Source organism: Ilumatobacter sp. (assembly GCF_049588435.1).
Taxonomy (GTDB): Bacteria; Actinomycetota; Acidimicrobiia; order Acidimicrobiales; family Ilumatobacteraceae; genus Ilumatobacter_A.
In genome coordinates, this window is sequence record NZ_JBAVYV010000328.1 from 1 (window position 1) to 13,002 (window position 13,002).

13 protein-coding genes are annotated in these 13,002 nt (G+C 67.3%); 5 read left to right on the forward strand and 8 right to left on the reverse strand.

What is annotated here, in order from left to right; genetic code table 11:
- From WBV89_RS12690 to WBV89_RS12705, 4 genes are all read right to left on the reverse strand, one after another.
- Positions 1-359: acetyl-CoA carboxylase biotin carboxyl carrier protein subunit (locus WBV89_RS12690; RefSeq protein ID WP_423981718.1), on the reverse strand; the 359-nt coding region annotated here is incomplete at its 3' end.
- A gap of 74 nt (positions 360-433) precedes the next feature.
- A complete protein-coding gene (locus tag WBV89_RS12695; RefSeq protein WP_423981719.1) occupies positions 434-1,762 on the reverse strand; it encodes a chloride channel protein in 1,329 nt (442 codons plus the stop codon).
- 99 nt (positions 1,763-1,861) lie between these two features.
- Positions 1,862-2,791: a UDP-glucuronic acid decarboxylase family protein gene (locus WBV89_RS12700; RefSeq protein WP_423981720.1), complete on the reverse strand. Its 930-nt coding sequence runs from the start codon at positions 2,789-2,791 to the stop codon at positions 1,862-1,864.
- Complete coding sequence (locus tag WBV89_RS12705; RefSeq protein WP_423981721.1) at positions 2,791-4,110, reverse strand: UDP-glucose dehydrogenase family protein; 1,320 nt, start codon at positions 4,108-4,110, stop codon at positions 2,791-2,793. Before WBV89_RS12705 ends, WBV89_RS12700 begins: the two co-directional genes overlap by 1 nt.
- A gap of 172 nt (positions 4,111-4,282) precedes the next feature.
- On the opposite strand from WBV89_RS12705, the gene WBV89_RS12710 reads away from it, so the two are divergent.
- Positions 4,283-5,344, forward strand: coding sequence for a mechanosensitive ion channel family protein (locus WBV89_RS12710; protein WP_423981722.1), 1,062 nt, complete (start codon positions 4,283-4,285; stop codon positions 5,342-5,344).
- Positions 5,345-5,398: 54 nt separating this feature from the next.
- A complete protein-coding gene (locus tag WBV89_RS12715) occupies positions 5,399-6,850 on the forward strand; it encodes a hypothetical protein (protein ID WP_423981723.1) in 1,452 nt (483 codons plus the stop codon).
- Here the strand turns inward: WBV89_RS12715 and WBV89_RS12720 are convergent.
- Positions 6,821-7,636 carry a B12-binding domain-containing protein gene (locus WBV89_RS12720; RefSeq protein WP_423981724.1) on the reverse strand — a complete coding sequence of 272 codons (816 nt, stop codon included), beginning with the start codon at positions 7,634-7,636 and terminating at the stop codon, positions 6,821-6,823. The genes WBV89_RS12715 and WBV89_RS12720 overlap by 30 nt on opposite strands.
- A 192-nt stretch (positions 7,637-7,828) precedes the next feature.
- Between WBV89_RS12720 and WBV89_RS12725 the strand changes: the two genes are divergently transcribed.
- On the forward strand, positions 7,829-8,149 hold the full coding sequence (locus tag WBV89_RS12725; RefSeq protein WP_423981725.1) for a WhiB family transcriptional regulator: 321 nt from the start codon (positions 7,829-7,831) through the stop codon (positions 8,147-8,149).
- 70 nt (positions 8,150-8,219) lie between these two features.
- On the opposite strand, the gene WBV89_RS12730 is transcribed toward WBV89_RS12725, so the two are convergent.
- Genes WBV89_RS12730 through WBV89_RS12740 form a run of 3 tightly spaced genes read right to left on the reverse strand, consistent with a single transcriptional unit; the run spans position 8,220 to position 11,583 of the window.
- Positions 8,220-9,092 carry an alpha/beta fold hydrolase gene (locus tag WBV89_RS12730; RefSeq protein ID WP_423981726.1) on the reverse strand — a complete coding sequence of 291 codons (873 nt, stop codon included), beginning with the start codon at positions 9,090-9,092 and terminating at the stop codon, positions 8,220-8,222.
- 38 nt (positions 9,093-9,130) lie between these two features.
- Positions 9,131-10,429 carry a class I SAM-dependent rRNA methyltransferase gene (locus WBV89_RS12735; protein ID WP_423981727.1) on the reverse strand — a complete coding sequence of 433 codons (1,299 nt, stop codon included), beginning with the start codon at positions 10,427-10,429 and terminating at the stop codon, positions 9,131-9,133.
- On the reverse strand, positions 10,426-11,583 hold the full coding sequence (locus WBV89_RS12740; RefSeq protein ID WP_423981728.1) for a DUF2855 family protein: 1,158 nt from the start codon (positions 11,581-11,583) through the stop codon (positions 10,426-10,428). Before WBV89_RS12740 ends, WBV89_RS12735 begins: the two co-directional genes overlap by 4 nt.
- 66 nt (positions 11,584-11,649) lie before the next feature.
- Between WBV89_RS12740 and WBV89_RS12745 the strand changes: the two genes are divergently transcribed.
- On the forward strand, positions 11,650-12,498 hold the full coding sequence (locus WBV89_RS12745; RefSeq protein ID WP_423981729.1) for an SDR family oxidoreductase: 849 nt from the start codon (positions 11,650-11,652) through the stop codon (positions 12,496-12,498).
- A 69-nt stretch (positions 12,499-12,567) separates the two neighbouring features.
- Positions 12,568-13,002, forward strand: a 435-nt coding sequence (locus tag WBV89_RS12750; protein WP_423981730.1) for a 6-phosphofructokinase, incomplete at its 3' end; no start/stop codon positions are given.

Below are 13,002 nucleotides of genomic sequence, written 5' to 3' on the forward strand. Positions count from 1 at the left end.
GGGTCGAGTCCCGCCGCGTGACGCGCGCGGACCTCGGCGAGGTCGGCGCGCTCGGCGTCCCCGGCACGCTCCACCGCCTCCACGGCTGTGTGCGGGGCACCGCTCGGCGGTGGAAGGTCCGCCCCGGACGGCGCCACGGGATCGAGCTCGACCACCTTCTCGCCGATCACCACCGTCGTTCCCTCCGGAGCGAGCACCTTCGAGACGACGCCTCCGGATGATGCGACGATCTCGTGATGCATCTTCATCGACTCGATGAGCGCCACCACGCTGCCCAGGTGCACACGATCGCCGGGCTCGACGAGCATGCTCACGATCGTTCCCTGGAGATGCGCGGTCACCGACGTCTGATCCGACATCCAGTCGGTCTAGCAGGCCGCCCCCCGAGGATCGAACCCGAGTCGGGCGCGGCTCTCCCCCGACCGGACGATCGCTAATCCGACTCGCTGACGGAGGCCGGTGAGCGTTGGAAGGTCGTGATCGACACTTCGCCCATCACGAGATCGGCGGCGACCGAGGCGAACAATGCCGGCACGATGAATCCGGGTTGGCCGGTGGTCTCCGCGACGAACATCACGGCGGCGAGCGGGACGCGATACCCGGCGCCGAGGAACGCGGCGATGCCGAGCAGGACGTAGAGCGTCGGGTCGACCGTCTGGAACACGTCGCCGACGATTCGACCGACGATCGCTCCGCCGACGACGAGCGGAATGAACAGACCGCCGACGCCCCCACCGGCGAGCGTCGTCGCGGTGGAGAACATCCGGAGGAAGAAGATCGCGACGAGCACCCACAACGCGTGCGGATCGAACAACCACCCGATCACCTCGTAGCCCGAACCGAGCGACAGGCTCTCGCCCTTTGCCGGGTCCCAGTCCTCCGAGGTGATGATGCGAGTGACCAGGAAGATGACGGACAGCAGCGTGCTCGACACCACCAGTCGGACCAACAACGGGCGCAACGTGAACGCCTTCGCTGTCCGGACGAGTTTGGAGAACATCCGCGCTCCGACCGCGCACCCGATCCCCACGAGCACCGCTCCGAGCAGGTCGACGTAGTTGAACAGAGACGCCGTTCGCGTGTCCTCGCCGAGCAGGAAGATCGGGTCGGTACTGGTGAAGGCAACGAACGTGAGGTAACCCGATGCACTGGCGACCAATGCCGGCAACAGCATGCGTCGAGCCATCTGGTCCCGGAACGGCACCTCGAGGGCGAAGATCGCACCGGTGGCGGGCGCCTTGAAGATCGCGGCCACGCCGGCCGCCGACCCGGCCACGAGCAATGTCCGGTAGTCGGCCCCGCGGAACGATTCGGGGAGTCGGCGCTGGATCATCGCACCGATCGCCGATCCGCCGTACATCGACGGACCTTCGAGACCCATCGCTCCACCCGAACCGAGCGTGGTGATCGCCGCGGCGATGCGCCCGACGAACGCCCGCCATCGCAGGGGATAGCTCGAGTCGTGGAACGCTCGGAGGTATTCATCCGACGTGGCGGACGACGCTCCCGCGCCGACCGTCTTGAGGATCAGTGCCGACGCCACGAGGCCGATCCCCGGGACGATGAGGCCCCACTTCCAGTCCGCTTCGAGCAACCGGTGGAACAACACGTCGACGACGACGTACTCGAAGAAGTACACCCCCATCCCGGTGAGTGCTCCGGTGATCGCGGCGAGCAGGACGACCTCTCGCGAACGGCGAACGAAGCCCCGGAACTCGTCGGTTCTGAGGTCGAGAGTGGACGGTCGGAACGCTGTCCTCACCCGTTCACGCCACACGTCGATTTACTCTAAGCCTCGCGAACGTTGACGGCCTCACCACCGACCAGAACTCGGCGGCGGGTTCCGGACGCTAGCGGAAGGTCACAGTACCGACGCGAAGTGAGCGATCGTCCGCTCGAGTCCCGCACGAAGGTCGACGTGCGGTGTCCAGCCGAGTACTTCGACCGCACGCGTGATGTCGGGGCATCGTTGCCGCGGGTCATCGGACGGCAGCGGCCGGTGCACGACACCGGCCGTGTTGGCGGTCAGCTCGTTGACGATGTCGGCCAGTTCGAGCATCGTGAACTCCCCGGGGTTCCCGATGTTGATCGGACCGATCTCGTCACTGTCGAGCAGGGCGAGGAACCCGGCGATCTCGTCGTCGACATAGCAGAAGCTGCGCGTCTGGGACCCGTCTCCGTAGATCGTGAGCGGCTCGCCGCGCAGCGCCTGCGTGATGAAGTTGGAGACCACACGCCCGTCATCGGCCTGCATCCGCGGTCCATAGGTGTTGAAGATCCGCACGACGCGGATCGGCACCCCGTGAGTGCGGTGATACGCGAAGGTGAGCGCCTCGGAGAACCGTTTCGCCTCGTCGTACATCGAGCGCGCCCCGATCGGGTTCACGTGACCCCAGTACTCCTCGGTCTGCGGGTGCACGGTCGGGTCACCGTAGACCTCGCTCGTCGACGCCATGAAGAATCGAGCGTCGGCCGTCCGGGCCAACTCGAGCAGATTGCGCGTTCCGACGCTGCCGACGTCGAGGGTCTCGATCGGGAGTCGGAAGTAGTCGGTCGGCGATGCCGGGCTCGCAAGGTTCATCACCGCGTCGACCTCGCCGTCGACGCTGAACCCGTCGCAGACGTCGGCCTCGAGCAGCTCGAACGCCTCGGACCGGATCAGGTGCGCGACGTTCGCCCGGGACCCGGTGACGAAACTGTCGACACACACGACGTGATCACCCCGTTCGACCAACGCGTCGCAGAGATGGGACCCGAGGAACCCCGCTCCGCCGGCGACGACGATCCGCATCAGCGCCGCCCGACGCCGTCGTAACGCAATCCGACAGCCTTGACCTGCACCGGCTCGAGCAGGTTGCGCGTGTCGACGACGGTCGTGCCCGCACCCACCCGAACGGCGAGTCGCTCGAGATCGATGTCGGTGAACTCGGGCCACTCCGTGAAGATGCAGACCACGTCGGCGCCGTCGACGGCATCGTCGACGTTCTGACACACCACCGTGTCGGCCAGCGTGGCCTCCTGGATCGGCGACAGCTCCCCCACCGTCGTCGGGTCGTACCCCGCGACCGTCGCACCAGCCGTGCGCAGGTCGGCCACGACGCGCAGTGCCGGTGACTCGCGCAGATCGTCGGTTCCGGCCTTGAAGGTGAGCCCGAGTGCGGCGACCTTCACGCCGGAGAGATCCGACGGATGACGCCCGACGGCGCGTGCGATCTTGTCGACCATCCGGTGGCGCTGTTCATCGTTCACGGAGATCACCCCGCGCATCAGCGAGAAGTCGTACCCGTGGTCGTCGGCGATCTTCACGAGCGCCCGACTGTCCTTCGGGAAACACGAGCCGCCCCAGCCCGGGCCCGGTGAGAGGAAGCGGGATCCGATGCGGGTGTCCGAACCGATTCCGTCGACGACGGCTGCGACATCGGCGCCGACGTGCTCACACATGGCCGCCACGGCGTTCACGAAGCTGATCTTCATCGCGAGGAAGCCGTTCGCGGCGTACTTGATCGTCTCGGCCGATGCCGGGTCGGTCGTGATGATCTTGGTGTCGATCGTCGAGTACAGCGCCGCCACACGCTGCGCAGCCTCGGGATTCGCCGCTCCGATGACCACGCGCTCGGGCGAGAGGAAGTCGCCGACCGCGGTGCCCTCACGCAGGAACTCCGGGTTCGAGACGACGGAGACATCCGGTCGACCCAGAACACGCTCCACGGCGATCGTCGAACCGACCGGCACGGTGGACTTGTTGACCACGACTGCGCCAGGTCGGAGGATCGGAGCGATCTCCCGGGCGGCCTGCTCGATGTACGAGAGGTCGGCACTGCCGTCCTCACCTTGCGGGGTCGGGACACACAGGAACACGATGTCGGCATCGCGAGCGGCCGCCTGCGAACCGAACACGAACTCGAGCATCCCACTCTCGCGGGCTGCTTCCACGACCTCGGCGAGCCCGTCCTCGACGATCGGGATGAGTCCGTCGTTGAGCAGATCGACCTTGCGTTGATCGATGTCCCCGCAGACGACTCGGTATCCCAGATGGGCGAAGCAGGCGCCGGTCGTCAGACCGACATAGCCGGTCCCGACGACTCCGAGACGAACATCGCTGTGGGGCATGGGCTTCAATCCTCGTTGTCGTGCACGGAGCGGTGCTGCTGGACCAACCGGGCGCGTGCGGAAATCCGACGCCAATCGAGCGCATGTGGTCGGGATCCGCAAATCTACCGGGGGCGACGAGTTGGGACTCGACGTCCACCGCTGCCGAGGAGTCGATCGGTACTCTCACCACGTGGACGTTTCGATCATCCCCGCGTCGACGGCGGGATGGGCTGTCGTCGCCGCACCGGACCCTCCGACGTTGCCGGACGCCTGCGGCGAGGAGCCGAATTATCTCTGTGAGCGGGTCTTCGAGGCCACCGACGGGAACGCGACCGCCGCCAGACTCACCGATTGGCTCATCGACCGGCCACTCGCGATCTTCCTGATCCTGCTGATCGCCTGGATCGCCGTCCGCGTATCCCGGCGCTACGTCGATCGCCTCGTCAAGCGGATCGTCTCACCCCCGACGCCGTCGTCCCGGCTGCTGTTCATCCCCGGGTTCGACGAGCGCGCGGACCTCTCCGATCCCGAGGTGCGCGAGCGTGAGGACCGCCTCCAACTGCGCAAGACTGCACGCGCCGCCTCGATCAGTGCGGTGTTGACCAGCACGATCTCGGTCGGGATCTGGGTGATCGCGCTGATGCTCGTGCTGGGCGAACTGGGTGTCGATCTCGCGCCGCTGATCGCGGGAGCCGGCATCGCCGGGGTCGCCCTCGGATTCGGCGCCCAGGCGTTGGTCAAGGACTGCATCAGCGGTCTGTTCATGCTGTTGGAGGACCAGTACGGCATCGGCGACATCGTCGACCTCGGCGAAGCGACCGGTGTCGTGGAGGAGGTCGCGCTGCGTACGACGGTGCTGCGCGGCGTCGATGGAACCGTCTGGCACGTCCCGAACGGCGAGGTCCAACGCGTCGGCAACAAGTCGCAGCACTGGTCCGTGGCGCTGATCGACATCGATGTCGCGTACGACGCCGACCTCGATGCCGTGCGTCGTGTGATGCAGAGTGCCGCCGACGACCTGTGCGACCGGGACGGTGTCAGCGAGCTGATCCTCGACGCCCCGCAGGTCCTGGGTGTCGAGACGCTCGGGGCCGACGGAATCACGCTGCGGATGACCGTGACGACGACCCCCGGTGCCCAGTGGACCGTGCAGCGCGAGCTCCGCGCGGCGCTCAAGGCGTCCTTCGATGCCGCCGGTATCGAGATTCCTTTCCCCCAGCGCACCGTCTGGCTACGAAACGAAGAGGCCTGATGCCATGATGTCCCCCGTGACGTTTCCGACGAACGACGCCGCGAGCATCGCAGCATGACCGACTTCTTCGCCGCGACCCCGGGCGGAGCGATGCTGGGCTTGTCGGTGTTGCTCGCGGTCGCCGGCCACGTCGGCCTCTGGTGGGCCGAGCGCCACGCGACTCCCCAACGCATCGGAGAGCACGACAGCACCGGCGATCAACGCACCGAGTCGCCCGCCGTCGTCAACGTCCTGACCAACGACGCCACCCTCACCGCTGCCGGGCTCCGCGCGACCGTCGTCGATCTCGGGACACGCGGCTGGATCCGGATCCTCCCTCCCACGACCGACGACGAGACCAGCCGGGTCCGTCCGGCGTCGGAGGCCTACGACGGCGATGCGCTCCTGCCGCACGAGCGCCTCGTCCTGCAGCACATCCTGGCCCGCTTCACCACCGACCGAGCGATTCCGGCACGGCACCTCGCGGTCGACATCCGCGGCTCGTGGTGGCGCCGCTACCGCAACCTGGTCTACGCAGAGGCGAAGCGGAACGGGCTCGTCCAACGCCGCTGGACCCCGATCCTGCTCGGCGGACCCGTCGCTGCTGCGATCTTCGGTCTGTTGGCCTGGATCTCGGGGCGGGACGACGGGACCCCCGTCGCGGTCGTCGACTCGGTCGAGCGGCGAATCATCGCATTCGCGACGTTCGTCGCACTCGTCCTCCTCGTCGTCCGGATCATCCACCACGCCACCAGCAACGACGTCACCCACACGGCAGCTGGCGTCGACGCAACCGGTCGATGGCTCGCCGTACGCCAGCGCCTCGTGGCAGCAGGATTCGCCCCCATGGCGCCCAGTTCGCTCGAGATCGGTGACCGTCGCCTCGCGTACGCGACGGCGATGTGCCTCGCGGACGGCGCACGCATCGAACTTCCTCTCGCTCGCGAGGACCACTACCGCGCCTGGAGTTCGGTCGGCGGCGTCGGCCGTCTGGTTCGGGTCAGGTATCCGTGGCGGCCCTTCTACGGCGTCAATCCGATGTTTGCGCTCGTCGGAGGCCTGTTGGCCGCGTTCGTCGGAATTCGGCTGCGCAGCTTCTGCGCCGATGTCGCCCGGGAAGAAGCGTGGAATTCGCTCTACGAGCGGTTCGAGCAGCAGGACTGGTTGATCAGTCTGATCGCCACCGGCCTCGTCTTCGTCGCGTTCATCCCGATCCTGTTCGGACTCTGGGCGGCGATCGCCGGCGCGGCCGACATGTTCAACTCCGTCGAACGTACGGGGGTCGTGCTCCGGGCCCGCCGCCCCGCCGAGGTGTCGCCGTTGCCACGCAGCCTCATCAAGCGTTTCGAGGGCGACCGGTACAGCCTCTACGTGGCGATCGACGACGGATCCTCCGACAGGATCACGGCGTGGCGCGCGAGCGAGCGGACCGCAACTCCGCAGGGCGTCGACGTCGTCGTCCGGGCGAGCCCGGTCCTGGGGCACGTCCGGCGGGCTTCACCGATCGGCCACACCATCTCCGGTTGACGGATCGATCCGTCGGCCGGCCGCCGTTCGGGCCAGTTCGATGAGATCGTCGAGCGTTCGCCCGGGCTCTCCGAGGACCGTCGGTGTGCCGGCGTGTCGGAGTCGATCGGCAGCATCACGGGCGAGGGCGAACGCGGCGGGGTTCGTCGATGACAGCACCGCGAGGTCGACGTGCTGCTCGCTGCAGAAGCGCACGAGCTCGTCCGGTGGCGTGTTGGCGCCGAGATGCCAGACGGACCAGTTCTCGGCCCGGAGAGCGACCGCAGCCATCGACGTGGGGAGCGAGTGGAGTTCGTCGCTGACGGCGGCCACCATCACCGTGCCCCGGCGGCGTCCACGCGGATTCGGGGACAGTTCGCCGAGCAGCCGTTCGACGATCTCCGATGCCCGGTGCTCCAGCGCGACCGTCAGCCGCCCGGCCGCCCAATCGTCTCCGATCCTGACGAGTGGTGGGACCACGACGTCCTGGATCACGTCGATCACCGACGCTCCTTCGTCGACCAAGGTCCCCGCGAGCCGACGGACGGTGGCTTCATCGCCGTTGACCAGCGCCTCGTGGACGCGGTCGGACACCCGAGCCATCCGCTTCGCACCCGGTGCCGTCGGCATTCGCGGCGCGGTTCGTCGAACGTGCAGGTCGGCAATGTCATCGCGGCCGACGAGATATCGACCCTCGACGAGCACCGCCTTGAGCTTTCCGGTGCGCACCCACCGATAGGCCGTCTGGTAGTGCACACCGAGCGCGTCGGCCGCACGCTGGAGATCCACCTGCTCGTCGTCGGGCACCGAGGCACCCTACTGCTCGAGCGATAATCATGATAAGGCATGGTAAATAGAACTAAACCTGACTAACCTCGGGCCTCACGGTTCGCTCCCGCAACCCGGACCAGAAGGAGTCGTGATGGAACTCGTTCGGAATCAGAACCGGTTCGACATCTCAGCGCACACCCCCGCCGGACCCCGCACCGTGACCCTGTCGTGAGTGCGATCGAATTCGCTCCGCCCACGCGCAGCGCCGCCGATTGGCGGGATTTCGCAGCCTGCACCGGCCGCATCCAGCTGTTCTTCGCCAAGGTCGCGGAACGGCCGCAGGCGCGACAACGTCGAGAGGACCGCGCCCGGAAGCTGTGCGACTCCTGCGCCGTTCGCTCGGACTGCCGCCAGTTCGCACGCGACAACCACGAGTACGGGTTCTGGGGCGGCGAGAACGAAGAGGATCGCCACCTCGCCGGCTATCTCCTCACCGCCCCGATCGGCGTCCGGGTCCGGATCGCCCGCAACCAAGCCGCCGCCAGCTGACCCACTACCGCCGTTCTCGTGATCTGTTCGCGCATGGAGCGCTGGAACAGTTCACGAGATCGCCTGGGAATCAGGTGGTGGCGAGGTCGGCGGTCGTGCGGATCTCGGAGATGACGTCGTTCCAGCGCGGTGCGGGGAGATCGTGGCCCATGTCGGCGAACATCACCAGGCGCGAGCCGGGAACCGCGCGAGCTGTCGCGATTCCCCCGCTCGGCTTGACCAGCTTGTCGACGAGGCCGTGTACGACGAGCGTCGGCACCGCAATCTTGCCGAGGCCTTGCGTGCGATCGGGGCTGGCCATGATCGCGGTCGTCTGACGCTGAGTGCCGACCGGGCGGAAGCTGCGCTCGACGCTGCGTCGCGTGCGCGCGCGATGCTCGTCCGGGTCGAAATGCGGTCCGCTCCACAGTGAGAAGCTCTCGACGGAGCGGTCGGGGGCGTTCTCGACGGTGGGATCCGGCAGGCGTGCCATCTTCATCATCACCTTGCCCGCGATCCGCCCGGACTTGCCGTCGCCCGGATTCGACATGATCGACGTCAGCGACCGCACCCGGGTCGGGTGATCGATCGTCAACTGCTGGGCGATCATTCCGCCCATCGACATGCCGACGACGTGGGCCGAGTCGATGTCGAGCGCGTCCAACAGGCCGACGGCGTCGGCTGCCATGTCGGGGATCGTGTACCCGGCGGCCGGAGGTCGTTTGACGAGGCTTTTCAGGAGGGCCCGCACGGGCTTCGGCGGTTCCCAGTCGAACTCGGTGCTCAATCCGATGTCGCGGTTGTCGAACACGATGACGCGGAAGCCCGCTGCGACGAGACCGTCGATGAAGCCCTCCGGCCAATCGGTGAGCTGACCTCCGAGGCCCATCACCAGCAGGAGTGGGTCGCCATCACCGTGCTGTTCGTACTCGATCGCGATGCCGTTGGAGGATGCTTGAGCCATCCGACGAGGCTAGGCCCGGTCGGTGGAACCGGAAAAGATCAGTGATCGCGCCGACGGCGCGATCCGGGCTCCACACGCCAGAACCCGGCCTTGAGGTATTCCCCCTCGTCGTAGGTGACCGGGTGATCGATGTCGTGGTCGGTTCGCCGGAGCTCGGTGAACGTCGCTCCGTGCTCGGCGGCGGTCTCGGTCACCGTGTCGAAGAACTCGGTCGGGGTCACCCGGCTCGAACACGAGGCCTGCACCAGGATCCCACCGTCCTCGATCAGCCCGATCGCGAGCTTGGTCAACTTGGCGTAGGCGGCGCGAGCTCGGCCGACCGTCGCCGCCTTCTGGGCGAACGACGGTGGGTCGACGATGACCAGGTCGAAGCGGCGACCCGAACGGGCGAGCGCGCCCATCGCATCGAACGCATCGGCGACCTGCGTCGTCACCGAGCACGCGGCGACGGCCGGGACGTCGGCGTTGTGATCGAGGTTGCGTCGGGCGACGTCGAGGGTGGGCTCGGAGGCGTCGACGGCATGGACCGCCGAGGCCCCGCCCGCCGCAGCGTGCACCGTGAATCCGCCCGTGGACGCGAAGACGTCGAGGACTCGCTTGCCCCCGGCGATCTTTCCGACCGCGAGCCGGTTCAGACGCTGGTCGAGGAAGTGACCGGTCTTCTGACCGCGTTGGACGTCGGCCTCGAAGGTGAGATCACCCTCGCTGAACAGCACGGGCCCGTCGGGAACCTCACCGACGATCACGTCACCGTCGTCGAGACCGTACGACTCCAACGGCTCCAGATTGCGCGCCAGACGGAGCACGACCGTGTCCGTCGCCGTCGCGGCGAGGACGCCGTCGACGACCGCCGGAAGATGCGGGTACCAGATCTCGCTGTAGAGCTTGATCACCGCGACGTGGTCGTACACGTCGACCACGAGTGCGGGGAGCCCGTCGTTCTCGCCGTTGACCGCCCGATAGCCCGGACCGTGGACGGCGCGACCGCTCCCGACGTGACGGTCGAACAAGACCTGTCGGCGCTGCACCGATTCGGCGATCCGCTGCGCGAACCATGGAGCGTCGATGCTGACCGGATCGCCGACATGGATCATCCGGAGACGAATCGGCGAGTTCGGGTCCCACAGTCCGATCGCGGCGAACTTGCGATTGCGATCGAACACGATCCCGATGTCCCCCGGGGCCCCGTCGTCGTGGTTGACCGATTCGATCGAGCGGTCGTAGACCCATGGATGGCGCCCACGAATCCGACGGAGCGCGTCCGGCGTGACCTTGATCGCCAGGCGACGATCGGACGGAGCCGGAAGACCGGCGAGCAGGCTCGAGTGCGCGCTCACCGTCCACCCACGTTGGCGATCAGACCGACGTCGGGCGAGACGACCCCGTCGTGCACGTCGGCCCAGGCCGCCTGTGTCTGCTCGGCACCGAGCCGGTGTTCGACCTGCATCCAGGTGCTGCTCCCCGAGACGAACTCGGCGAGGGCGTGCGCGCAACGTCGCCCATACTCGGCTCGACCCCACTCTTCGATTCGTCGACTGACCTCGGTCGGGGCGAAGAAAAGCTGCGGTGCCGGTCCCGCCATCTGCGCGCTCTCGACCGGCGGGGCATCGTGGTGGCTGCGCCCGACGGTCATCGAGTAGGCGAGATCGTCACCGAAACGGGCATGGACGGCAGAGAGTGCTGCCGGGTTCCCCGCCATGTCGATCGACACCGCTCCTCCATCGGTCGCGATGGTGTCGATCTGGTCGTAGGTGACGACCGAGTCGTAGAACCCCAGCGCCTCGACCATCTCGACGTTGCTCGCCGACGTCACTCCGACGACCTCGATGCCGGGGCGGATCGCTGCGCGTTGGGCGAATCCGATCGCGGTCTTCGACGATGCCGACAGGACGACCACCCGCGCCGCACCGAAGTACGGCTCGCCGGTGCCACCGCCGTCGGCGAAGAACTCCTCGGCCAGATATCCGGTGATGAACAGCCCGCGCAACAGGGCGTGACGGTCCTCGGCGTCGTCGATCGACGAGTCGGCATCGACCGCCGGGTACATCGAATCGGCATCCGTCGCGACGTAGGCCCGATACACCGGTGCGTGCTGTCGACGATGCGCTCCATCGTCGCGAAAGCCGTCCGCGGTGGCCGTCGGAGTGAACACGACGTGCGACGCCATCGGGAACCAGCCGTAGAACCGGCGTCCCATGGAGATGTCGGGCGAGCGCGATTCGATCACGGTGGCCCAGCCCATCGCGGGAACGCGTCCGAACTCTGCGTCCCCGGTCGGAAAGAAGTCCCAGTATCCGAGCATGTCGCCGAACACGGCGTAGGTGATGTTGTTCGCCGTGATGGCGAACCGGTCGATCCGCAGTCGCACGTCACCGGGCTCGAGATGGGTCGGGTCGTGAGGCTCGGTGACGAGCCGCGTCTCACCGACGGCGTCGCGACGGACCTCCAGGGTCGTCGTCACTCGATCGTCGTCCTCACCGTGGTTCTCCATCGCCCCAGCATGCCCGATGGCGATCCGATTCGCGGACAACGACACAAACCCGGTACACACCACGAGATGACCAATGATTCGACTCCGCCGACGTTCCGCTCCACCGGCACCTCCGACCTGCACGTCGGGCAACTCTTCGGCCTGGATGGCAAGGTGGCCGTGGTGACCGGCGGATCCCGAGGCATCGGGTTCATGATCGCGGCCGGACTCGTCACCAACGGCGTGACGACGTTCATCACCGCACGCAAGGCCGACGCCTGCGACGCCGCGGCGGCCGAACTCGACGCACTCTCCGACACGGCGTCGTGCATCTCGATTCCGGCGGACCTCGCTGATCCCGACGGCGTGGCCGCATTCGCCGCGACGTTGCGCTCCCACACCGACACCGTCGACCTCCTGGTGAACAACGCGGGAGCGGCGTGGGGTGCACCGCTCGGCGAGTTCCCGGACGTCGGGTTCGACAAGGTGATGAACATCAACGTGAAGGCCCCGTTTATGCTCACCCAGGAACTGCTCCCCGAGTTGGAACGTAGCGCCACGGCCGACGATCCCGCCCGCGTCGTGATGATCGGTTCGATCGACGGGATCCGCGTCCCGCTCGGCGACAACTACAGCTACTCGGCGGCGAAGGCCGGCGTGCACATGCTCGCCCGCCACCTCGGCGCCCACGTCGTCGACCGCCACATCACCGTGAACTCCATCGCTCCCGGACCGTTCGAGTCGAAGATGATGGAGTACATGCTGGAGTCCGACGACAGCCGCGCCGCCGTGATCGACCACGTCCCGCTCAAGCGCATCGGCACCGCCGAGGACATCGCCGGCACCGTGATCTTCCTGGCCAGTCGAGCCGGAGCGTTCACCACCGGTGCCACGATCCCGGTCGACGGCGGGATCTCGACCACCCGCATGGGTTGATGTTGAACGCTGTGTGAACCCACGGCCGATCGTGCGACCCGCCGGGGTGGGTGACCTACGGTGTCGGGCGTGACAGACATCCAGCGAGTCGCGATCAGCACCGGTGGCGGCGATGCCCCGGGCCTCAACGCGGTCATCCGCTCGGTGACCCTCGCATCACTGAACCGCGGCTGGGAGGTCGTCGGCATCCGCGACGGGTTCAACGGTCTGATGTTTCCCGACGAGTACCCCGACGGCGGACTCATCGAACTGTCGCGAGAATCGGTCCGCGGCATCTCACACCTGGGTGGCACGATCATCGGGTCGACCAATCGCGGGAACCCGACCGCGTTTCCCGTGCTCCAGGACGACGGAACCTGGGTCGAGGTCGATCGCACCCACGAGCTCCTGGGTCGCTTCGACGATGCCGGCATCGATGCGCTCGTCACCGTCGGTGGCGTCGGATCGTTGTCCATCGGCAACCACCTCCATCGCCACGGGCTCCGCGTGGTCGGGGGTCCCAAG